The following is a 22,685-nucleotide window of genomic DNA, read 5'->3' as shown; positions in this document are numbered from 1 at the left end:
TTTCCTTGCTCACGTAAATTTAGCGAGTAAAAACCACGACCTCGCCGCGCTCAAACGCGACCTGCCGCCCCGCCAAATACAGCTCGAAGTATGGCTTTAAAAAGTCCGCCTGCGGCTTTTGCGCGTAGTTTGGATACTGCAAATATGCCGAGAGCAGATAGTCGCAATCAACCGAGTAATACGCCTCGCCGAGCACCGATAGCTTCGCATCGAGCCCCTGCGTATCTATCATCCACTCCGTGATCGCCTCGTATACGGCGCCCGCAAGCTCGTCTTCATACTCCCTAAAGTCAAAACTTTCCTGCACGCGAGCGGATTTTATTTCGCCAAGCATCTTTAAAAGCTCGTTATCGCCGAGAAACTCGGCAAAAATTTTTAGATTACGAACGTGCGCTAAAGCTAGACTCTTAAGCGCTTCTTCGTCAAATTTAGTATCCTGCGGCGGGCAAAAATACCCTGGCGCCGCGCCCTGATCAAACGCCTCCCGCGTCTGCTGCGCCGTGACCGCATAGATCGGCATTATACGCGCTTGCAGCTCGGAGCCGTTTTGCAGCGGCGCAAACACCGCCCGCGCGCCCGCACCGTCAGGCATAAAACACTGAAAAAGCCCGTAAAATTTATCCTGCAGATTGATCTCTTCGCAATCTAAATCAAGATCCAGTCTCGCCGCCTCGGCAATGCGGCGCGCATACTCGAAATTCGTCATTTTTGCTCCTCAAATTTGAGGCATTATATCCTAAATGGCTTCAAAAGGCGGAAAAAGATTATTTAAAATTCAGCTTTTAAATTTTGCTGGCGTTAAGTTTTTATTGCCTTAAATTTAACAATCCGTAATAAAATCATACGATATGCGTTAAGGTTAAAATCTCAAATCCAACCTTGCCAAACCTATCTTCCAGCTCGTTATTTGCCAAAACCGAAACCACGAATTTATCGTTTTTAAAGATATAGTATTTCTTAAATTTAAATGCGCTCAGCACGAAAAACATCGCCGTAAACGCAAGCTTTAGCGCAAAAACTATCGGAAAAGCCAGAGCGTTTTCATACTTTTCATTAAAATTTTTACCGCCTGATACGTAGTCTTTCACCTCGCCTTCGACAGGATAAAAGCCGTAGCCGATTTGTAAATCATCGTTAAACTCAAGCCGAATTTGATCCGCATGAGCTTTAAAAAATTTAGAGCTCGCCCCGTAAGTACCGTGGAGTAAATAATCGCCGTATATCCTCGTGTAAATCTTTTTTCTGTTTTCAAAAAACAGCACCGCCGAAAAATACGCGCTCCCAAGCATGCCGATAACGCCGGTAGCTAAAGCCGCTTTTCTGATATGTTCGTCAAAAGAGTCGGGCTTTGGCTCAAGGTTGTTGCAAATCAAAAACAAAGATAGCGGGATAAAAACGGCCGTAGTTATAAAAGCGATTTTGATTTTATAGTCATTTTTGACGATAATCGGCTTTTTGTCGTAATTTCTAATGGTATGCCTTTTGAGCGTATTTCGCACTTTTTCTCGCTCTAAATTTTCACTTTTATGCATTTTTGCTTTTACTATCTTTTCAAAGAAAACTACGTATATCGAAGTTAAAATCAAGACAAAAACGGCATAAACACCGAAATAAATGATACCTTCTATAAAGTGCATTTGGACACTCCTTTTTAATTGACCGTGTTTATTTTAAATTAAACCGTCCGAGACTCTATCTAAAATCAACTCCCGCCGTTAAGCAAATTTATTTTTGCTTGCTCTTTGTTCGGCACGATTTTGTTTAAAATTAAGAATTACCGAAATTTATCCAAAAACTAAAAATTTACAATGTTTCGGCATTTAAAAAGGCTAATTTACTCTAAATTTTACTTTCATTGCCCTGCTTATCAGCCCATACCGCTGCATCAATTTGCTTACTAAAATCTGCTACTTGTTTTTGCGCTATGTAGTTTTCACCTTAAATTTTAACACCGCCAAGGTGCAGGTTTTACCGACTATAAAAGTAAAATTTGCACAATAAGGTAAATCCGTTTAAATTTTGAGTTAGCGAATTTTGGTTAAATTGTAAAATAGAATAAATCTTAATCCATTGTTCGGCTTATTCTCATTGCGTAAATTCGGCCGCTTAAACGATCCAAATTTTTATTAGCCCGTAAAAACCAATCAAATACACGCTTTATGGAGCCGCTCACGGTCGATGTTTCTCGTCTCGCGAGAAGCGTGCACCCAGATGAAGCCATCCTTGCCTTTTAGGCAAATTCGGCAAAGCATATTTTACATCGAGCCAAAATCAAGTAAGGCGTGGCCATATAAACCTCAGCGGAGGACAAGGTAAAATTTGGCGTAAATAACGAATCAGAGCGTGAAATTTGCCCTATCGTTTTATGCGATGTCGGATTTTATCGGTTTTTGACCGATGCAAAATAACGGATATTTGCACGGTTTAAATTTGATCCGCCGTCTTTGATTTGATATGCGTCTTTTTATGATGTTATATTGCAGCTCAAATTTACCGCTTGATACTTTGTAAATTTTGCCTTCAAAAAGGAATTTTTTAAGGCAAGTTTGATACTATGCGAATTTTAGCGCCTTTTATTTTTGAGCAAGGTTACGGCGGAATCTACCAAACTATTTTTAGTTAAATTCGGTTTTGAGTTTTAAAGCCAATGATAAATCAAGCATAAACAGTTTTAAATTTATGCTTGATTAGGTATTTTGTAAGACGGCGACGCAGTCAAATTTAAACTTTTTATTAATCCATTTGGTTTCTGATATAAGATGGTGTCTCAAGGACGATCGAGGCCTCCTCGCTATTGTATCCGCCACTGACTTTTAATCTGCTTATCCTTTGATCTAGGAACGAATTTTTAGAATTCGTAACGATAGGAGCAGGAGCGGCTGCGGTAGGATTTTCGTCCTCTCTACCTTTGAAGCCGGTAGCGATGATGGTAACTTGGATTTTGTTGTTCTCAAAACTTTCGTCGCTTGTCGTACCGAATATAATATCGGCGTTGTCATCTACCGAGTTTTGAACTAGGCACATAGCCTCTTCGATATCGCTGAAAGGAGAGTCCGGATGATACTTGAAATGAACAAGAACGCCCACCGCTCCATCTATCGTTATATCGCTTAGCAATGGAGACTGGATCGCATTTTTGATAGCTTCCTGAGCTGCACCCTCGCCTTCGGATTCGCCTATGCCAAGTAACGCCATACCGCGGTGTTCCATTACTTTTTTAACATCCGCAAAGTCGGAATTTATATCGCTGTTTCCGGAGTCAAGCACGATGGTGCACATACCGCTGACAGCGCGAGCCAAAACATTATCAACTATTTTAAAACTTTCTTTGATGCCGGCTTTTTTATCTATAAGCGTTTTTAATCTTTGGTTTGGTATCACGACTATTGAGTCGGACTCTTTTTTTAGCTCCTCAAGCCCCTTTAGAGCTAAGTTGTAGCGCTTTTTGCCCTCGAAATCAAACGGCATAGTAACAACCGATATAGTGAGCGCGCCTATCTCTTTTGCAGCCTGCGCCACGATCGGAGCCGCACCGGTTCCCGTTCCTCCGCCAAGACCCGAAGCCACAAATACGATATCTGAATACTCAAGAGCGGTTTTTATCTCTTCATAGCTTTCCTGAGCGGCCTTGCTACCTACGTCAGGATTCATACCTGCGCCGAGTCCTTTTGTGATCTTCTCTCCAAGCTGAAGCTTAGTAAAGGCTAAAGAGCTGTCAAGCGCCTTTACATCAGTGTTGGCAACTATTAGCTCGATGTCCATCTCGCCGCCTTTTTCTCTGATGATATGATTTATCATATTACCGCCGCCGCCGCCTACGCCTACTACTTTTATCTTAGCACCGTATGAAGGTTTTTTCTCTTCTACCGTAAAGTTACCCATCTTGACTCAGTCTCCTTTTAAAATAGTTGTTTTAGTTTATTCAAAATTTGAGAAAATATGCCAGGCTTTTTCTCTGTTTTGTTTTCATCTTCGTTTAGTTCGTCTTGCAAAGTTCTTTCATCGTCTATTCTTAGATCGTCTATATAGTTGTCGTCCAAAACCGTTCCGTTAAAAATTTTTTCTCCGTTTTCGTCGGACTTTTTGCTATCATCCTTATTTTTAGCTTTTGGATCATCTACTATATTTTTTAAATTTTTATTTCTTAAGATCGCTTCGTCCCTAAAGCGCATTTTCTTCTCGGAGTCGATCTCATAAGGCGTAAAATAGCCCGCGCCATACATACAAAGCCCGATCGCACAAGAATTTGCCGGATCTCGTAAAATTTCGTAAAGCCCTTCCATTTCTTTCGGTCTTGCGATGCGCACAGGCATATTGTCAAATATTACCGTGGCAAGCTCTCTGATGCCTTCAAGCTTGGTCATACCGCCGGTTAGCACCACGCCTGCCGCTATCGAGGCTTTATATCCGCTATCTTCGAGCATCTTGGCCAGTATCATAAGAGTCTCTTCGGCTCTTGCATATATGACGTTTGAGATGACATCAAGAGAGACTTCTTGCATCTTTCCGTCGTCGTTTATAGGCGGAATTTCTACTAGCTCGTTTGCTTTATTGATAAGAGAGCCGTAGTCTAGCTTTATCTCCTCCGCTTTTAAAATAGGCGTATGAAGCGCGGCCGAGAGATCGTTTGTTATATTTGCCGAGCCGATACCTAAAAATTCGTTATATCGTATCGAATTTCCGGAATGAACCAGCATATTGCAAGTAGCGCCGCCCATATCTATAAACGCTACACCCAAATCTTTTTCGTCTTGATTTAACGTAGCGATAGCCGAAGCGTAACTGGAAAGCACGATGTTATCAGGCTGGACGCCGGCCAAATTTAGCGCTTTTCTAAGATTGCTCAAAGATGACTTTTGCGCCATTATGATATGTGTTTGCACCTCGAGCCTGCTTCCGTTCATACCCAAAGGATCTTCTATATGCTCTTGGTCATCTACTTTAAAATTATAAGGAAGTATGTGTAACTTCTCGTAGTCGCTGTGGATCTGCGCTCTTCGCTCGGATTCGGACATCGAGCGGTGGATCTCTTTTATGCCGATTTCGTATGTCGGCACATTTACTACGCCGTTACTATCGACGCTTTTCGTATAGGCTCCCGAGATCGAGACCACTACTTTTTCATAGCGGGTGCCGGCTATCCTTTGAGCGTCTATTAATGCGCTTTTTATCGATTTTGAAGCAAGTTCGATATTTGTTATGACGCCTTTTTTTATGCCCTGAGTTTTTGCGGTTCCTATTCCGATTATTTTAAGCCCTGTCTCATCATGCTGCCCTATGACCGCACAAATTTGAACGGAACCTACGTCGATGCCTAAAATTTTAGTACCCAATTCAATACCTTTTTAAAATATTTTATTTTTTACTAACGTAATATTCTACTTTATAACGCTTAGAAAGCGCGCCGCTTAAATCCCTAATAAGCTCGTTATTTTTCAGATAACCTACGTTTTGCGTTATTATCTCTTTATATTCTTTCTCTTTTTCGCTGTTAGATAGTTTTTGTTCCGTTATCTCATAAACTACCGCCTTGTTACCAAGCGATACGTAGTCTTTTTTGCCGCTTTTTTCAAAAAGGCGATTGACGAAAATATTAAATTCGCCTTCGCTTAGTCCGCTTTCAGCCTTTACGGTGTCTCTACTGATAAAGCCTATATCGGTACCTTGAAATCCTTTTTCAAGTAGCTCTTTTGCTTTCGCTTCTACCGTTTCTTGAGTTTTTTGCTCTTTATAAAGCTCTAAAATTTGATCTTTCGCCTCATCAAAGCTCATTACCCTTGGCGCTACGATCTCTTTTACCTTTACTATCATATAACCGTCTTCGTATTCAAACGGCTTTAAAGTATCGCCTTTTTTTGCTGATTTTAGCTCATCTATCGGCAAACTTGCGTTATCTTCAAGCGTAGTTATCGAGATGTCCGCTTGTTTCTCGTCTTTTTTGATTTTTAGATACTCTTCAAGCGCGACTTTTTTGGTTTGTTTTAGATTGTAGTCTTTTAAAACCTCGTCTTTGACGGCCTCGAATTCTTTTATCTTATCGTCGCTACCTTTATACTCGTTTTTGTTTTCGTTATAAAATTCCATTAGCTCGGTAGTGTTTGCATCGCTTGATATAGTCGGGATAAATTTGGTATCAAGCTTAAATTCGGTCATAGTCTTGTAGTCGTTTTTGCGCTCTTCCCAGAGTTTTTTTACTGCGTCTTCGTCTATTTTTATCTCGTCGGTTGCAGCTTCTACGACTTGCATAGATATTTTATCTTGCATCAAAAAGCTAGCCGTTAGCATATTTATATCCTGCTCTTTTGCAGGGAGGTTTAAAGCGTGTCTGAGTTTGTCTAAAAGTATCACGTTTTTGAGACTATCTTCATATTCGCTCTCTGTTATTCTTGCTCTTTTTAGGGTGTTTTTGTAAAGCTCTTTGTCAAATTTGCCGTTTACGTAAAAATTTTGATCGGCAACGATGTATTTTACTATATCCTCATCATTTACGCCAAGACCCAAGTCATCGGCAAAATTTAAAAGCAACGCATCATTTACCAACTCCTCTAAAGCCAAATTTTCGATGCCTAGCTCGCTTGCTTTTTTCTCGCTTAGCTGTCCGTCAAAAAGCTGGTTGTAATACGCATGAAGCTGTCCGTATCTGTTTTGAAACTCTTGAATGCTTATATTTCTATGTCCGACTTTGGCTACCGAGCTAGCGCGGCTCACATTTAGATCGTATGCTCCCCATCCGACAAAGCCCGCTCCGACGAAAGCTATCGTACTCACCCAAATCGTCACGACAAGGTATTTTCTATGCTTTTGCATCCAAGTTATCATCTGGTTCCTTCAAAATTTATAAAAATTTTATGCATTATTTTACTGAAATTTCGTAAATATCACCTTAAAAACGCACTTTTTATCGCTAAATTTTTAAAAATTTTACTAACATTTTTAAAAACGTTAGTTGCGCTCTACTTCGTAAAAGTGAGCGATGCTTAGCAATTTGCACGTATTTTCAAGGATCGCAACGTCTTTTGCGAGCTGATAGGGCGTCCTGCTATGCACGTATACGCCGTATCCTTTGATGACCATAACGTTAGTTTTATTTTCTAACATATAACGATAAATTTCCGTATCCGCGCGCTCATACCAATCATCAAACTGTTTTGGATCGTAAATCGGTATCTCGTGATGTTTAATATAAGCGAAATAATCCTTCGGGCGAATAAAGGCATGATTTAAGGTATAGGCCGTTAGGTATGGCGGCATAGCATAGCAGACGTATTTGGCTTCGTTTATATTTTTGTATATATTTAGATGGATGTCCGCATCTATGCTCGCGTCGTTCCAGCGATAATCCCTTTTTGAGTTTAACATTATCAAATCTTCTTCTTTGAGGTTATCAAAAATCGTCGTTCTTTTGTTTATCAAAAACGAATCATGCAAAATCCTAGCCGAGATAGAGCCGTGAAAGACGCCGAAAAAGTTTTTTCTAAACATAGAAAGAGCGATATTGCTAATCTCGCTTGCGCAGTATTTTAAGTCCATTTTAACCTTTTATAAACTTTTTTTGTTATTATACACAAAAAATAAAGGCTAAATTTGAACTCCCCCCACGTTCCCGTGCTGCTTGATGAAGTTTTGCGAGCTTTTGAAGGTATAAAAAGCGGCGTTATAGTTGATTGCACGCTCGGATACGGCGGGCATTCCGGCGCGATTTTGGAACAAAATCAAAACGTAAATTTGATAGCCTGCGACCAAGACGAAGAAGCGATAAATTTTAGTTCCGAAAGGCTTAAAAAATTCGGCCAAAGAGCGCAAATTTTTAAGAGCAAATTTTCAGAAATTTTAAACAAAATAGAACAAACTCAAATCCGCGGTATCCTGGCCGACATCGGCGTTTCGTCGCTGCAGCTGGATAAAAACGAGCGAGGATTTGGCTTAAAGAGCGAAAATTTAGATATGCGGATGGATGCGCAGGCTAAATTTTCAGCTTACGACGTCGTAAATTCTTATAGCGCGCGCGAGCTGGAGCGTATCTTTGAGGGCTACGGCGAGCTACCAAATCCAGCCAAATTTGCCGCTAAAATCGTAGAAGCCAGGCAAAACGGCGAGATAAAAAGCGCCGAACGCCTCGCGCAAATAATCGGGCTAAAGGGCGTAAACGGACGCAGCGTTAGCGCGGCTACGTTAGCTTTTCAGGCGATAAGGATAGAGGTAAATAACGAGCTTGGCGAGCTGCAAAATTTGCTCCAAGGCATCGAGGATTCGCAAATCGACGAGTGCGTCGTAGCGATAATCGGCTTTCATTCGCTAGAAGACCGTATCGTAAAAAATAAATTTAAGCAGTGGGCGCAAAGCTGCATTTGCCCGCCGCAAGCTCTAAAATGCACGTGCGGAGGAGATAACGCGCTGGGTAAAATCGTTAGTAAAAAAGCGATAACGCCAAGCGCTGCCGAGGTCAAGGCAAATCCGCGCTCAAGCTGCGCTAAAATGAGGATTTTTAAAATTTCAAGAGGTAAAAATGCAAGATAAAAACGAGCTTTTAGAGTTTGGCAGCGGCGAGCGAAAAAAGGAGAAAAATTTAGACTACAAGGTATTAGCGACAGCATATCTCGGGCTTTTTATCGCGCTCGCTTTGTTTTTGCCTAAAATTTATATCACGAATCAAATTTATTACATCAGTCGCGAAATCGGCGATCTAAGCGGCAAACGCGACGTTTTGCTCGAAGAAAACAGGGAGCTTCGTCTAAAACTTGAAAGGATGAAATATAAAAATCAAATTTTAGATCCGCTCATCCTAAAATAACTAAACTCCCGCCTCCGACTGAGCTACCAAGCGCTCAAGTACGTATTTTTCCAGATCTTTGCGCGGGATCTCGTTTTTTACCGCTTCGTTATAAATCATCTCGACTTTTGTGGAGTATTTTTCGTAGCTAAAATACGGAAAATGCACGCCCCAAGCCTTTTTGATAAGCTCTTTGCTCACGGCCTTTCTCGCCCAAATTTTAAACATATCAAATCCGATAAAAACCGCCGAGGTACCCGCCACTGCGCCAATGATAGAGAGGTGAAAGTCAAGCTTGGTAAAAAGATGGTGCGTAAAAGACAGCAAAGTAAGCAGCACCACAAGACACAAAAGCCCGTAAACCAGATATGTCCTTGCGTAACGAAATTTAAAATTTAACTTGGCCGGGTCGATGAGCATACCTTCGTTAAAGAGGCAGTTTGCTTCGAGTAGATCGCGAAACAGCACGGGCTGTTTCGAGACGACGAAAATATTTTGAAGTATGAGATTTTTAAATGCATGCTTTTCCATTTTGATTCTTTGTTTGTAAAATTTGACCGATTATAGCAAAAACTTCATAACACGAATCAAATTTAGCCTTAAAACAACGCTTTTTTAAGAGTATTTGAGCTAAAATTACTTAAATTTTAAGGAGAAAAAAATGAACGGGATAGTATATCTAAACGGCGAATTTATAGACGCGGCGGCGGCCAAAGTTAGCGCATTTGACCGCGGATTTATCTTTGGCGACGGCATCTACGAGGTGGTGCCCGTGCTAAACGGACGGCTCGTGGATAGGGATGATTTTTGGGAGAGATTTGAGAGGAGCCTAGCCGCGATCGAGCTAAATTTGCCGCTTTCAAAAAGCGATTTTGGGGGTGTTTTAGAGGAAGTAGTCTGGCGAAATAACTTAAAAGAAGGCGGCGTCTATATGCAGATCACTCGCGGTGTCGCTGACAGGGATTTTAAATTTATAAAAGGCTTAAAGCCGACTTGTTTCGTGTTTTGCTACGAAAAAGACATAGTCGCAAACCCTGACGCCGCAACCGGTATCGAGGTCGTTAGCGTCGAGGATATCCGCTGGAAGCGCCGCGACATCAAGTCCATCTCGCTTTTGGCGCAGTGCTACGCCAAAGAACAAGCCGTAAAAGCCGGCGCCTACGAGGGTTTTATGGTCGAAAACGGCTTTGTGACCGAGGCGACTAGCTCGTCGGCGTTTATCATAAAAGATAACGTCCTGATAACCAAACCACTCTCAAACGAGATTTTACCGGGCATCCGTCGCAAAGTGATCCTGGGTTTTGCCGAGAAGGCGGGGCTAGAGATCAGGCAGCGACCGTTTACGATGCAGGACGTTTATGAGGCCGACGAGGTGTTTATCTCGGCTGCGACGCTACCGATACTGCCCGTAGTCAAGGCCGACGGCAAGTCGATAAACGGCGGCAAAGTCGGTAAATACGTGCCGATACTAAGGCAAATGTATATAGATAGGATCAAAAAAGAGGCCGGGATTTAAGCTAAAATTCGGCGTTTTAAGCATAGCCTTGCGCTTGTTTTTGGCGTTTTGTTTGCCTTGAGCTTTGCGCGAGTCGGCTCAAATTCGGCTAAATTTAACGAAGATTTGAGCTTTGCTTGCGAAACGGTTTTATAAAATTTAGCAAAACAAATTTAACGCAGCGTCCGTTAAATTTAAGCCAAATTCGTCAAATTTGACTTGAAGGATCGGCGATAAATTCGACAAACTCAGTTTAATAAAGCGTTAGTAAATTTACTGCAAATAACACTTGCCGGACTATCAAATTCGGAACTAACGATGAAAAATAAACCCAAAATTTTAATCAGCGCCTGTTTGCTCGGCGAAAACTGCAAATATAACGGCGACAATAACGCAAACGCCATTTGCGCAGACGAGCTTGCTAAGCTTAGGCAAATTTACGAGCTCATTGCCGTTTGTCCGGAGTGCCTGGGCGGACTGACGACTCCGCGCGAACCGGCCGAAATTTGCGCAAACGGACGGGTGATAACCAAATTTAGCGGCCGCGACGTGACGCGAGAGTTCCTCTTAGGCGCGCAAATTTGCGCCGATATTGCCCGCGAAAACGGCTGTAAAATCGCGGTTTTAAAAGAGCGAAGCCCAAGCTGTGGAAGCGGCGAGATCTACGACGGTAGCTTTACTGGGCGGCTCATTAGCGGCGACGGGATAGCTGCAGCAGCGCTAAAAAAGCTGGGCGTTCGCATCGTCGGCGAGAGCGCGCTTGCGAAGCTAAATTTAGAAAAAGAGGCGGAAAACGGCCGAGTGGATAAACGTTAAAGATATAAAGGACGGCGCGAAATTTTGCATCGGTGCAGCGATTAAGATAATTTTGGCACCGCGCGGGCTGGAGGCAGAAATTTAACCTGTGCGCGGAGTTATTTATCTTATTGCGGACAGTGCTTCGGACAAGAGCTATTTTAACCGCACATACCTAAGCGTCGGTGAAGAAAGCAACGTGATCTGCCGCCTCGAGCGCAAGCAACTGCGTGCTTGAAGGAGAGATCAAGCGGATGTTTGAGGGCGAGCTGCTAGAGGCGTTTATAAGTAAAAGAATCGAGATCGCGGTGACGTAAAAATAAATTCTCAAGGCGGATGCGTGAAATTTATGGCTCGGCTTGAGTAAATTTGCCGTTTGAAATCAAGCTAAATTCGGCGGTAAAGCATTTAAAAAGCGATACGAGTTTTGCAAAAATTTAAGGTTCAAGATAAATTAAAAACTTTCAAAGGAGTTTTTCTCAAAGAGAGTGCGTCTTATTAGTAGCAAACAAAGTGAAGCTAAGCACAAGAACTATGATTTTATCAATGTTCTTGAAAAGTAACGAGCGTAGCGAAGTTAAAAAGATCTAAATTTAGCGGTGAGATTTCCAAATCCGCCTAGAAAACTTCACTTTATAAACCCGCTTGCAGCACCGCTTCGCTTGTTTTACAAAAACTTTGCTTCGCTTGTTTTTAAATAGATGAAAGCTATTTTTACTTCGTAGCTGCAAGCATAACGGATCTAAACGAATAAGAGGTAAAAGAGGTAGAGGAGCAATCGGTATTTCTACTTCGCTACGCTCGTAGCTGTAAACAGACGGTATGTTTAAAAGAGACGGCAGAGTTTATACTCAGATAGTTAAAACTGCTCTGCAAATGAACTGATACCTATATCATCGGAGTTTTTCAAAGAGAGTGTGTCGCATTGATAGCAAGCAAAGCGCGGTTAAGCGCAAAAGAGCTACGATTTGCGTTGCTACTGCTTACTAAAAGGCTATGAGCGTAGCAAAGTAGAGCAGACGAGGATATGCTAAACATAGATTATCTAAATTTAAAGAAATCTTCTCAAACGTAGCGACTGTAGAAAAGCTAAGCAAAGAGAATTTCTTTCTTCATCCTAAAGAATGTATTCCGCTCTACTTCACTATGTTCGTAGTTTTTAAAGACGCAGCTATGAGCGTAGCAAAGTAGAGTTTAAATTTAATAACGGTAAAAATACAAAACAAGCGAAGCGATCACGAAGTGATGTTTCTATAAAAGAGCTCTATCATATTGTGTTAAAATTGATAAGAGGTCTTGTAAGTAGCAAGACGTAGTCGCGGCTAAAAATCCGCTTGGCTTATCTTGAGCCAAATTTAAAATCTTTAGCACAAGTTACTGCAGTTAAAATTTAAATGCTAAACTTCGCGGCGTTTGGTTTGGCTAGCAAATACGGCGTAAAACTTAAACCCGTCAATTTTCTAAATGGCGTAAAATTAAAAAATCGCAAGCCGTCGCAGTAAAATTTAAGCCGCGAAGCTAAAACCGCTTACGTGGTTTAGTATTTAATTTGCCGACCTATTTAAGTTTTTATGAATCGCAAAACAAAAAAGCAAAATCCCAAACCGCACATTTTTGAGACAAAATCAGATCTCACGCTATTAAATTAGATAAAGGCAAATAGACGGCTTGTGATTGCCGCCCGCTCAAACAATCTTAAATTTTACGGGCAACAAAAATAAACAGATAAAATTAATTGTTGCCGCGCCTAGTTTCAGCCGCTAAATTTGATCCCTCGCCGCTATCCGCTTTAAATTTTGCAGGCGAAAAACTGCCGCGTTTAAGATGATCAAATTTAACAAACGGCAAAAATAAACTTCTCGCCGCCGTAAGCGCACTTAAATTTTAACAAACCGAAAAAGCCGCCGCACCGATTCGTTCGCCAAATTTGATCGTCAAATTTAAGCCGCATTTCGTCTAATTTTACCGCCAAACAAACCTAAATTTATATGAAATTACTATTTGCCCCGCAAGCCGACCGTCCGTTAAATTCGCACAAATTTACCTCAAATGCCCAAATTCCGGCCTATACTCGAAGTGCATCGTATCAAAGCTAACCCAGCGCCCGCCCCAGATGAAGCCGTGTTTTTCAAAAACGCGCACGATCTCCTCGGGGATTTGATTGCGGTAGCTGCCGTCCTTGCTCCAGCGCCAGTAGTCGCTCTTGTCGGTATTTATGTCGATTGCGATGCCGTAGGAGTGCGCACTCTTGCGCTTGGTGCCCGCAATCACGCGCCAGTTAAACGTACCTGACGGATTGTCAAGAAACTTTAGCAGCTCGGGCTTTTTTGCCACTAGCGCGTCAAGCTCGTTTGAGACGGCTTGCAGAGCTGCTGCCGCGCCGTTTTTGGAGTTAAATTTAAACGTTTTACCGCCGTGATCTTTTAGCCAAACGACATCCGTTAAATTTGCCTTCACTTCCGCCTCGCTCGCGCCGTAAATTTTATCCAAAAGCTCGTAGTTTCGGTATCTACCCGCGTCATTGCTAGGTAGCGCCAAAGGCTTAAAGAGCGGATAAGGCTGCGCAAAAGTATCCTCGACGTCCGCGAGATTTAGCAGATGCGCCGTGTCCTTTGCCTCGCCGTCGTCAAATTTAACCTTACTGCCGTCAGCAAAAATCACCTCGTTGCCGACGATTTTCACGCCGTAGGCTTTTTCGATTGCCGATTTTTTCGCGCGCACCGCCTCCTCGCCGCTAGTCACTTCAAAGGTATTCATCGAATTTATCCGCGAGACCAGCAGGCGCTTTGGATCGATTTCGGAGACGTCCGAGCCGATTTTTAGCGTCGTGATCGCCACGCCGCCGATCATAGCTCTGCCGTTATCTTTCGTGCGGATACCCCAGACGTCGTGTACGGCGAGCGGTTCGCCTCCGCGCAGGCCCGCGTATAGCATGATGTGCCCGTTCATGTGAAACAGCGTTCTATACGGCACGGCTTGTGTTTTGATGACGTGCAGTTTTTCTTCCGCGCTTAGATTTGCCAGGCTCACGACCTTGCCGATTTGGCCTTGCGCCTTTGAGTTTCGCGGCAGCCACACGCCAAAGCTACCGAGGAAATCCTGCAAAAACAGCGAGCAGTCTCGCTTGCCGCCGAACCCGCCCCAGCCGTAGCTTTGCCCGAGCAGCGATGACGCCAGCGCTCTTACGTTTTCGTCGCTAAATTTAAGCGGAAAGCGGCTCGCGCTTTGTTTTGATATCTCGTAGTTTTTTAGCCCGCTTTGGGTTTGGATTTTGCCGTAAAATTTAAACCGATCCTCGCTTTGAAACGGCAAAATCGCGCCTATGCGTCCGTAAAATAAAAAGTTGCCGTTTTTGTCGTAGACGGGCTCTTCGTCTTTGATAACGCTTAAAAATTTAGAATTTTTTAGCTCTTGCACGGCGTTTGCGCTTAAAATTTTGATTTCTGTCGATTTTATCCAAGCCCAGACGTTATCGCTACCGACGAATGCCCACGCGCCGTCGGCCGAAAAGTGCGAAACGTAAAGCGGATAGCCGATCGAGATGAAAGAGAGCTGGGCGTAGTCAAACGGCAGCCCCTCGCCCGCGCGCACGGGATTATACAGTACGGCTTCATCGGTCGGTAGATTTCGCAGACTCGCGTTTGCCGTCGTTATCGCAGGCAGCAAAACCTTGCCGAAGCTATCCATGCTCGCGTTTTTGCGCACTTTTTCAAACCATTCGTTCGGGATTTTGCGCATATTTGAGAAATAATACTGCCTTTTTGCCGTGTTTTTGTAGTACTCTAACGCCCAAAACGCGTCTTTTGCGGTTGCTAACGGAGCTTTTAGATCAAGAGCGTTAAAGCGTTTTTGCAGCAGAGCTTCGCCGCTACTTTGCGCTTCAAAAGGCAGCATCGGCAGCGCATTTGCATTTTGATCGACGTCAAATTCCAGATAACTGATATGGCCTAAATTTTCGTCCGCGATCTCCTCCGGCATATCGTGCGCCGATGCCGCGTTAGCGCCTTGACCCTGCAAATTTACCGCGCCCCGGGCATCTTTTGGCGATGCGCAACCGCCTAGTATCGCTAACGTTACCGCCGCAGAGAGTATAAATTTATCAAATTTCAATCTCGCTCCTTAAAAATAAGCTATAATTTTACAAAAAATAGGGAAATTTGTGTTAAACCAGCTGTTAGAAATATTAAAAAAATCAAACGTTTTTCTCACCGGGCGCGGCGGCGTGGGTAAAAGCCACCTCACACAAGCGGTCATCAAGCACTATAAAAGCGAGCTAAAAAACGTCGTGGTGCTGGGCAGCACCGGCATCGCGGCGGTAAACGTCGGCGGAGTGAGCGTGCATAGCTTTTTTAAATTCGGCATTTGCTCAAACCTTGAGGAGCTGCGCGGCTACGACCGCAAACAGCGAAATAAACTTGGCGAACTAAAAAAGATGCTCGACGTCTGCGATCTCATCGTAATAGACGAGATCTCGATGATAAGTGCGGGGCTGATGGATATGATTTATTACCGTCTGATGAGTTCGCGATTCGTCGGGCGCGTGATGCTCGTGGGCGACTTTTACCAGCTGCCGCCCGTGCGAAAAAACGGAGATGACGGCAACTCGCTCTTTAAATTTCTTTATGCTTTTAACTCTAGCTCGTGGCATGAATTTGAGTTTAAAAATATCGAACTAGTCGTCTCAAAACGTACGAAAGATAAGAAATTTTACGATATCTTATCCATGCTTCGCGTCGGGCGGCTTAGCGAAGAGGTATTTGCATATATAGAAAATTTACGCGTGCCAAGCGTGCAGGTAGATGACGATACGAGCGTGCTTTTTGGACGAAACTACGAAGCGGACGAGCTAAATAACAAGATGCTATCTAAACTACCCGCGCCGCTTGAAAGAGCCGAGGCGCTAGTGGAAATTTACGATGAAAATTTAAACGAAAACGCTCTGGATCGCTGGATCGCAAACCTCTACGCGCCTGAAATTTTAAATATAAAAATCGGCGCGAAAGTTATATTTACCGTAAATAAATGGGGTGAGTACTATAACGGCGAGCGCGGACAGATAATGCAAATTTTAAAAGAAAACGGCGAGATAAAAAGCGTCATCGTGCAAAAAGCTGACGGCGAGATCGTCGAGGTGGAGCGCTCAAGATTTGACATGAGCGAATTCGTGATGGCGGGCGAACACCTCGAGGAGCGTGCGAGGGCGTCTTTGACGCAGTTTCCGCTAAAGCTGGCCTACGCGATCACGATCCACAAATCCCAAGGTATGAGCATCGAAAATTTAGTCTGCGACCTAAATCATATCTTTGCCAACGGGCAGCTCTACGTCGCGCTATCTCGGGCGATCGATCCGAAAAAGCTGAGGATATTTTACGGCAAAGCTCGGCCGTTTAGAGAGTATTTGCAAAGCGTCGTTAAAATAGACGAAGAGGTCGAGAAATTCTATCTTGAAAACAAATTTGAAAACATTAAGGAAGACGTATGAAAAAGATTTTTGCGTTGGTTTTTGCCGCGGTTATGGCCTTTGCCGAGACGCTAAATATCGATAACTTTGAAACCGATCTATACTCCAGAGACGCCAAAAACTCGATCAAAAAAGTAAGCGTGAGCCTGCGTCTGGAGGGGCGCGACGTCACGGACAACGAAGCATACGTGCTTGATGCGCTAAACGTCGTTATCGGCAGCTTTTACGTCGAGGATCTGCTAACCTCGCTCGGCAAGGAAAAATTTAAAGATACGCTGGTTAAATACACCGCCAAAAAGCACTCGATCGACATCGACGAGGTGCTCATCATCTCACTAAAAACCGTGCGCGAACCAAATATCGAAGAGCTCATCGAGGCGCTAAAAAACATCAAAACCACGGGCTCTAAAAGATCGCAAAAAGAGCAGGTCGAAGATATATTGCGAGGAAATAAAAATCAGCTAAAGCCGATGGATTTAAATCAGATAGATGATTTTGGCAAAGACTTCGGAGAGCGGTAAAGTTTGAGGTTAAATTTACAAATTTGACCCAACGAGACCCGAGCCTTGACGGTGCTAAATTTTGGTTTCTCTAAAATTTAAGCTTTTTCTTTTTTCTTTCGGGAGAGGAAGGGGCTTTACTTCGCCTGCGGCTCGTAACTGCGAGCAGAACTACTTACGGTCTGCTTGCGGCTACAAGCGAAGTGAAGTAGAACGTCGCCTTCCTTTGCTTCGGCTTTGCCTCGCAACTGCCAAAAGCAGACCCTCTCCCGTCTGCTTGCAGCTGCTAGCGTAGCGAAGCAGAAGCCCTCTCTAACCCCACTGCACGTGAGAGGTTGCTGCGCTACGCGCAGGTTAAATTTAGCGCTTTCGCGCCTCGCGTTTTTAAATTTACGTTTTCAAGATGCGGGTCTAGGTGTATAAAATGAAAAAATTGAAGTCGAAATTTGAGAATTTAGTCAAATTTGGCTTCAAATTTGAACGTAGCAATGATAAGGCGAAGTATCGTGAGATGATTTTTCGAGTTTTGAAGCAAAATTGAGCGTGCGCTAGGCATATAGCCTGCGGAGCGAAAATTTTGCGAAATCTCGGAAAAGCACTCGCGAGACGAGCCGCTTTTTACTAAAAATTTATTGGTTTATGATATCGTAGTACGACGGTATCACCGGCGTCAGCAAATCATCGCTTATCTTAAAATCCTTCTTGGTATTGCTCAGCGTGATTTTGATCTTGTTGCCGAGCTTATCCTCGTAGTCGATCCTTGTCGGGATGTAGTTTTTGACGGTGATTAGGTACTCTACGCCGTCGTATTTGGCCTTATAGAGCGTGTCGGTGATCTTAACCGCGTTTCTAACGACGTCGATCAAATTCGGCGCCTTTTCAAATTTTGAGATGATCGCTTGCTCGAGCGCATCCTCGATCACGACGACGCGGTTTTTATCAAAGTAGATTTTTTTAGGCGTCGGGCGCTCGTAGATCCAGTAGGCGCGGTTGTTGCTTTTTGCGTAAAATTTACCGAAATAATCAACCGTTTCGTTCTCGCTCGTGATGGTTTGCACGAAGTCGCTTTGAAGCGTGACGAAATTTAACGTAACGCCGAAAGCCGAGGCACAAAAGAGCAAAAATGCTAAAATTTTCTTCATATATTTTCCTTTACCCGGCAAAATTCTAGCTAAGTTTAAATAATAAAATGTTAAAATCCAAGCTTTAACAAAATTTAAAAAGGCTAAAAATGATAACGGCGTTTATGCAGAAGGTATTCGGCACGAAAAACGACAGAGAAGTAAAAAAATATTTCAGACGCGTTGCCTATATAAACTCGCTTGAGAGCAAATATCAAGCGATGAGCGACGATGAGCTGAGGGCTAAATTTAACGAATTTAAAGCACAGGTGCAAAACGGCGAAAAGAACCAAGACGAGCTGCTGGACGATGTGTTTGCCATCGTGCGCGAGGCCAGTAAAAGGACGCTAAATATGCGCCATTTCGACGTTCAGCTAATCGGCGGCATGGTGCTAAACGACGGCAAGATCGCCGAGATGAAAACGGGCGAAGGTAAAACCCTCGTAGCAAGCCTACCGGTCGTGCTAAACGCGATGAGCGGTAAGGGTGTGCACGTCGTGACCGTAAACGACTACCTAGCCAAACGCGACGCGACGCAAATGGGCGAAATTTATAAATTTCTAGGCCTTAGCGTCGGCGTGATACTAGGCGGCGAATACGACGACTCGGCGCGAAAAGCCGCATACGACAGCGATATCACGTACGGTACGAATAACGAATTCGGCTTTGACTACTTGCGCGACAATATGAAAATGGATTTCAAAGACAAGGTGCAAAGAGAGCATAACTTCGTCATCGTGGACGAGGTTGATAGTATCCTCATCGACGAGGCCAGGACGCCGCTCATCATCTCAGGTCCCACAAACCGCACGCTAGACGGCTACATCAAAGCAAACGAAGTCGCGCGCCAGATGAAGCGCGGCGAACCGCCTGCGACTCCGCAAGAAAAGGCAACCGGCGACTTTACCGTCGATGAGAAAAACCGCACGATAGCGATCACCGAAGAAGGCATCTCAAAGGCTGAAAAGCTCTTTGGCGTGGCAAATCTCTACGATATGGAAAACGCGATTTTGAGCCATCACCTAGACCAAGCTCTAAAAGCGCACAATCTCTTTGAAAAAGACGTGCACTACGTCGTTCGCGACGGGCAAGTCGTCATCGTCGACGAATTTACGGGGCGTCTTAGCGAAGGACGAAGATTTAGCGAGGGCTTGCACCAAGCGCTCGAGGCCAAAGAAGGCGTAAAGATCCAAGAAGAGAGCCAAACGCTAGCAGATATTACATTTCAAAACTATTTTAGGCTTTATAAAAAACTATCGGGCATGACGGGTACGGCGCAGACGGAGGCGACCGAGTTTTCACAAATTTACAAGCTTGACGTCGTATCGATCCCGACAAACGTGCCTGTTATCAGAAAAGACAACAACGACCTTATCTATAAAACAGAAAACGAGAAATTTAAAGCGGTAATAGACGAGATCAAAAAGGCTCACGACCGCGGTCAGCCCGTACTTGTTGGCACCGCCTCGATCGAAAAGAGCGAAAAGCTGCACAACCTACTCGTAAAAGAAAAGATCCCGCACTCCGTGCTAAACGCTAAAAATCACGAAAAAGAGGCCGAGATCATCGCTCAAGCCGGCGCTCGCGGCGCGGTTACGATCGCTACGAACATGGCCGGACGCGGCGTAGATATCCGTATCGACGACGAGGTGCGAAACCTAGGCGGCCTATACATCATCGGCACCGAAAGACACGAAAGCCGCCGTATCGACAACCAGCTGCGAGGCCGTTCGGGACGTCAGGGCGATCCCGGAGTGAGCCGCTTTTATCTAAGCCTTGAGGATAATCTACTTCGAATATTCGGCAGCGACCGCATCAAGGCGATAATGACTCGCCTTGGTATCGAAGAGGGCGAAAGCATCGACTCGAAGATGGTCACCAGAGCCGTCGAAAATGCGCAAAAAAAGGTCGAGAGCCTGCACTTTGAATCGCGAAAACATATCCTCGAGTATGACGACGTCGCAAACGAGCAGCGAAAAACGGTGTATAAATTTAGAAACGAGCTACTTGATCCGAATTTCGAAGTCGGCGAAAAGATCAAACAAAATCGCGCCGAATTCGTCGAGCACCTGCTAGCTCAGGCCGAAATTTACGCAGGCGAGCCAAAGAGCGAATACAATCTCGAAAAACTAAGCTCCGTGATAATCTCAAACGGTGCGCTAATGCAGCCTGACGAGCTAAAAGATCTCGACTACGCCGAGCTAGAGGAAAAGATAACGGCGAAATTTGAGTCCGACTACGAGGAAAAAATGGGCGTCATAGGCGAGGGTCAGCGCAAATACCTAGAAAAGGTGCTTTGCCTGCAAGTCTTAGATACCGCATGGCGCGAGCATCTATATCAGATGGATATCCTAAAAACCGGCATCGGACTACGCGGCTACAACCAAAAAGACCCGCTCACCGAGTATAAAAAAGAGAGCTTTAACCTCTTTATGGAGCTCGTTAGCCGCATCAAATTTGAAAGCATCAAGCTGCTAACCGCGGTAAGACTAAGCTTCTCCGAGCCTACCGAGTCTGCGCCGCAAGAAGCGCAAGATAATGAAACCGCTAGCGCACCCGAGAGCGATGAAAAGCCCGGCAAAAAGGTATCGCGAAACGCCCCGTGTCCGTGCGGAAGCGGTAAAAAATACAAAGACTGCCACGGCAAGAGCGGCCCTAAAAAAGGAGCTTTTGCGGAGGATTGGGATAAAATTTAGCTTTGGCGTTTTGGCGGCGGTTTGTTAAATTTAGCATTTAAATTTGCCGCCTTTTTGTAGCGGTGTGCTTGATTTCGTCAAATTTGCCGCGCAGCCGCTACGATAAATTTTAAACGCTTGGCGCCGCGAGCGATTTTTAAAATTTGACGTCAAATTCGGCTGATCTAGGCGCGTTAGGTTTGGTAAAATTTAAAGCCGAAGCGCAAAAAGGTTGCGGGTAATTTTAAAGCGAACGTTAAATTTGCAAACGAGTTTTAGCTCAGTCAAATTTGGATTTTTGCCTGACGGGCGTTGCGCTTGCTCAAATTTAGTAAATTTAAATTTGGCGGCCAAATTTGCGCGAACCTAAAGCCAAAATTTAAACCGGCGCTCAGCATAAAATTTGACCAAAACCAAGCGGCGCAAAAGCGCAAATCGGCGCCAAAGCCGCAAAAGCAAGTAAAATTTAAAAGGCAAGCTCTAAAATTTATCAAAAATAAGCCGAGCCGAAAACGAGCTTTGGGATTTTAGCGGCATAGAAGATAAAAGGCGCCAAATTTACAATCGAGCGAAAATCAAGCCCGCAACCTTCGCGACCGACAAAAAGCGAAATCAAGGCGAGAAAACTCAAAATTTAAACAACGGAAAATCAAATGAGCCTAACCAAATATCTACTCTTCAAATATCTACGGTTTGACAAAACCCAGCCATTTATTATGCTTTCGGCGCTTTTGGCGTTTCTGGGTGTGGGCGTCGGGCTCATGGTGCTCATCGTCGCGATGGCGATTATGAACGGCTTTGACAAGGAGTTTGAGCGCAAACTTTTCACGATGAACTACCCGATCACGATCCTCTCCGCCATACGCGGCAACATCGACGAGAGCGACGTTAGCAAGCTGCAGCAAAAGTTTCCGAATCTCAAATTTAGCCCCTATATCATGAGTCAGGTTATCATCAAGGGCGCAAATAGCTTCGAGGGCGGACTGCTTTTTGGCGTAAATTCGACCGACGAAAAGCAGATAAACTCGGTCGTGGCGGCCGGTCTTGAGGACCGCGAGCTTGACGGATACGGCCTGCTCGTAGGTCAAGGCGTCAAAAACGAGATGATGATAAACGAAAACGACAAACTCACGCTCATTTTTACTAAAAACGACCCGAGCGGCTTCGCGCTAACGCCTAAAATGAAGCGCTTTGACGTCGTGAGCTCGTTTAGCTCGGGGCTCGTAGCCTACGACAAAAGCTACCTCTACACGAGCGTGGAGGCGCTGCGCAAGATCTTGGACTATGAGGAAGGCAAATTTGACGGTATACACGTGTTTTCAAACGATCCGTTCGCCGACATCGAAAAGATCTCGCGCGAGCTGCGATTGGGGCAAAAGGCCATCGGTTGGTGGCAGCAAAACGGCAACTTTTTCTCCGCCTTGGCGCTCGAAAAGCGCGCGCTTTTCATCGTTTTGATGCTCATCATCCTGGTTGCCTCGCTAAATATCGTAAGCTCGCTACTTATGACCGTTATGAACCGCCGCCAAGAGATCGCGCTACTGCTCTCGCTCGGCGCCAGTAAGGCCGAGATAAAAAAGAGCTTTTTCGCCCTCGGAGCCACGATAGGCGGAGGCGGGATAGTGTTTGGGCTCGTGCTCGGGCTCTTTGGCGTGTGGTTGCTCGGCAGCTTTGACATCGTAAATTTGCCGGCCGACGTCTACGGTAGCGCGAAACTTCCTATGGAGCTATCTTTACTTGATCTTACTATGATCTTAGTCGGAGCGGTCATCATCGTGGCGTTTTCGTCGTTTTATCCGGCTAAAAAAGCCGCGCAGATAAACGTGCTCGAGACGCTTAGAAACGAGTGATTGCCAAATTTACGAATA

17 protein-coding genes are annotated in these 22,685 nt (G+C 44.5%); 8 read left to right on the top strand and 9 right to left on the bottom strand.

Translation table 11 applies throughout. The annotated features are described in order from the left end of the window. Positions 1–19: 19 nt before the first annotated feature. From CRECT_RS12550 to CRECT_RS05065, 6 genes are all read right to left on the bottom strand, one after another. On the bottom strand, positions 20–706 hold the full coding sequence (locus CRECT_RS12550) for a hypothetical protein (protein WP_004320335.1): 687 nt from the start codon (positions 704–706) through the stop codon (positions 20–22). Positions 707–839: 133 nt separating this feature from the next. Then, positions 840–1,637, bottom strand: coding sequence for a hypothetical protein (locus tag CRECT_RS05085; RefSeq protein ID WP_004320280.1), 798 nt, complete (start codon positions 1,635–1,637; stop codon positions 840–842). 1,096 nt (positions 1,638–2,733) lie between these two features. Continuing rightward, on the bottom strand, positions 2,734–3,882 hold the full coding sequence (gene ftsZ / locus CRECT_RS05080; RefSeq protein WP_004320326.1) for a cell division protein FtsZ: 1,149 nt from the start codon (positions 3,880–3,882) through the stop codon (positions 2,734–2,736). A 17-nt stretch (positions 3,883–3,899) separates the two neighbouring features. Beyond that, positions 3,900–5,333 (bottom strand): cell division protein FtsA, encoded by a 1,434-nt coding sequence (gene ftsA / locus CRECT_RS05075; RefSeq protein WP_004320328.1) that lies wholly within the window; start codon positions 5,331–5,333, stop codon positions 3,900–3,902. Between the two features lie 22 nt (positions 5,334–5,355). Then, a complete protein-coding gene (locus tag CRECT_RS05070; protein WP_004320283.1) occupies positions 5,356–6,819 on the bottom strand; it encodes a peptidylprolyl isomerase in 1,464 nt (487 codons plus the stop codon). A 123-nt stretch (positions 6,820–6,942) separates the two neighbouring features. After that, complete coding sequence (locus CRECT_RS05065) at positions 6,943–7,530, bottom strand: class II aldolase and adducin N-terminal domain-containing protein (RefSeq protein WP_004320294.1); 588 nt, start codon at positions 7,528–7,530, stop codon at positions 6,943–6,945. Between the two features lie 54 nt (positions 7,531–7,584). Here CRECT_RS05065 and rsmH point away from each other — a divergent pair, with 54 nt between their 5' ends. Continuing rightward, positions 7,585–8,517, top strand: a complete 933-nt coding sequence (gene rsmH, locus CRECT_RS05060; RefSeq protein ID WP_004320264.1) for a 16S rRNA (cytosine(1402)-N(4))-methyltransferase RsmH — start codon at positions 7,585–7,587, stop codon at positions 8,515–8,517. Continuing rightward, a complete protein-coding gene (locus CRECT_RS05055; protein ID WP_004320255.1) occupies positions 8,507–8,791 on the top strand; it encodes a hypothetical protein in 285 nt (94 codons plus the stop codon). Before rsmH ends, CRECT_RS05055 begins: the two co-directional genes overlap by 11 nt. Here the strand turns inward: CRECT_RS05055 and CRECT_RS05050 are convergent, their stop codons facing one another. Then, a complete protein-coding gene (locus CRECT_RS05050) occupies positions 8,792–9,301 on the bottom strand; it encodes a hypothetical protein (RefSeq protein WP_004320300.1) in 510 nt (169 codons plus the stop codon). 130 nt (positions 9,302–9,431) lie between these two features. Here CRECT_RS05050 and CRECT_RS05045 point away from each other — a divergent pair, with 130 nt between their 5' ends. After that, positions 9,432–10,286: a D-amino-acid transaminase gene (locus CRECT_RS05045; protein ID WP_004320337.1), complete on the top strand. Its 855-nt coding sequence runs from the start codon at positions 9,432–9,434 to the stop codon at positions 10,284–10,286. Between the two features lie 297 nt (positions 10,287–10,583). Further along, complete coding sequence (locus tag CRECT_RS05040) at positions 10,584–11,081, top strand: 2-thiouracil desulfurase family protein (protein WP_004320295.1); 498 nt, start codon at positions 10,584–10,586, stop codon at positions 11,079–11,081. A 2,019-nt stretch (positions 11,082–13,100) separates the two neighbouring features. On the opposite strand, the gene CRECT_RS05035 is transcribed toward CRECT_RS05040, so the two are convergent. Next, positions 13,101–15,170, bottom strand: a complete 2,070-nt coding sequence (locus CRECT_RS05035; protein ID WP_004320272.1) for a bifunctional C40 family peptidase/M15 family metallopeptidase — start codon at positions 15,168–15,170, stop codon at positions 13,101–13,103. A gap of 49 nt (positions 15,171–15,219) precedes the next feature. On the opposite strand from CRECT_RS05035, the gene CRECT_RS05030 reads away from it, so the two are divergent. Together CRECT_RS05030 and CRECT_RS05025 are read left to right on the top strand one after the other, a co-directional pair. Further along, positions 15,220–16,542 (top strand): ATP-dependent DNA helicase, encoded by a 1,323-nt coding sequence (locus tag CRECT_RS05030; protein ID WP_004320278.1) that lies wholly within the window; start codon positions 15,220–15,222, stop codon positions 16,540–16,542. Continuing rightward, positions 16,539–17,042 (top strand): hypothetical protein, encoded by a 504-nt coding sequence (locus CRECT_RS05025; protein ID WP_004320303.1) that lies wholly within the window; start codon positions 16,539–16,541, stop codon positions 17,040–17,042. Before CRECT_RS05030 ends, CRECT_RS05025 begins: the two co-directional genes overlap by 4 nt. 608 nt (positions 17,043–17,650) lie before the next feature. On the opposite strand, the gene lolA is transcribed toward CRECT_RS05025, so the two are convergent. After that, positions 17,651–18,163, bottom strand: coding sequence for a LolA-like outer membrane lipoprotein chaperone (lolA, locus tag CRECT_RS05020; RefSeq protein WP_004320274.1), 513 nt, complete (start codon positions 18,161–18,163; stop codon positions 17,651–17,653). A gap of 89 nt (positions 18,164–18,252) precedes the next feature. On the opposite strand from lolA, the gene secA reads away from it, so the two are divergent. Together secA and CRECT_RS05010 are read left to right on the top strand one after the other, a co-directional pair. After that, positions 18,253–20,838: a preprotein translocase subunit SecA gene (gene secA / locus CRECT_RS05015; RefSeq protein WP_004320279.1), complete on the top strand. Its 2,586-nt coding sequence runs from the start codon at positions 18,253–18,255 to the stop codon at positions 20,836–20,838. Positions 20,839–21,470: 632 nt separating this feature from the next. Further along, complete coding sequence (locus CRECT_RS05010) at positions 21,471–22,667, top strand: ABC transporter permease (RefSeq protein WP_004320268.1); 1,197 nt, start codon at positions 21,471–21,473, stop codon at positions 22,665–22,667. The last annotated feature ends 18 nt before the right edge of the window (positions 22,668–22,685 follow it).

This window comes from Campylobacter rectus (assembly GCF_004803795.1).
Lineage (GTDB): Bacteria > Campylobacterota > Campylobacteria > Campylobacterales > Campylobacteraceae > Campylobacter_A > Campylobacter_A rectus.
Note: the sequence above shows the minus strand (reverse complement) of the source record. Positions and strands in the feature narration are given on the sequence as shown.

What these genes read in the sequence shown, in the direction of transcription:
- CRECT_RS05025 (WP_004320303.1), top strand. Translation starts at nt 16,539, where the DNA reads ATGAAAAAGATTTTTGCGTTGGTTTTTGCCGCGGTTATGGCCTTTGCC.
- CRECT_RS05050 (WP_004320300.1), bottom strand. Translation starts at nt 9,301, where the DNA reads ATGGAAAAGCATGCATTTAAAAATCTCATACTTCAAAATATTTTCGTC.
- CRECT_RS12550 (WP_004320335.1), bottom strand. Translation starts at nt 706, where the DNA reads ATGACGAATTTCGAGTATGCGCGCCGCATTGCCGAGGCGGCGAGACTG.
- CRECT_RS05070 (WP_004320283.1), bottom strand. Translation starts at nt 6,819, where the DNA reads ATGATAACTTGGATGCAAAAGCATAGAAAATACCTTGTCGTGACGATT.
- CRECT_RS05040 (WP_004320295.1), top strand. Translation starts at nt 10,584, where the DNA reads ATGAAAAATAAACCCAAAATTTTAATCAGCGCCTGTTTGCTCGGCGAA.
- CRECT_RS05065 (WP_004320294.1), bottom strand. Translation starts at nt 7,530, where the DNA reads ATGGACTTAAAATACTGCGCAAGCGAGATTAGCAATATCGCTCTTTCT.
- CRECT_RS05055 (WP_004320255.1), top strand. Translation starts at nt 8,507, where the DNA reads ATGCAAGATAAAAACGAGCTTTTAGAGTTTGGCAGCGGCGAGCGAAAA.
- CRECT_RS05045 (WP_004320337.1), top strand. Translation starts at nt 9,432, where the DNA reads ATGAACGGGATAGTATATCTAAACGGCGAATTTATAGACGCGGCGGCG.
- ftsZ (WP_004320326.1), bottom strand. Translation starts at nt 3,882, where the DNA reads ATGGGTAACTTTACGGTAGAAGAGAAAAAACCTTCATACGGTGCTAAG.
- CRECT_RS05010 (WP_004320268.1), top strand. Translation starts at nt 21,471, where the DNA reads ATGAGCCTAACCAAATATCTACTCTTCAAATATCTACGGTTTGACAAA.
- lolA (WP_004320274.1), bottom strand. Translation starts at nt 18,163, where the DNA reads ATGAAGAAAATTTTAGCATTTTTGCTCTTTTGTGCCTCGGCTTTCGGC.
- CRECT_RS05085 (WP_004320280.1), bottom strand. Translation starts at nt 1,637, where the DNA reads ATGCACTTTATAGAAGGTATCATTTATTTCGGTGTTTATGCCGTTTTT.
- secA (WP_004320279.1), top strand. Translation starts at nt 18,253, where the DNA reads ATGATAACGGCGTTTATGCAGAAGGTATTCGGCACGAAAAACGACAGA.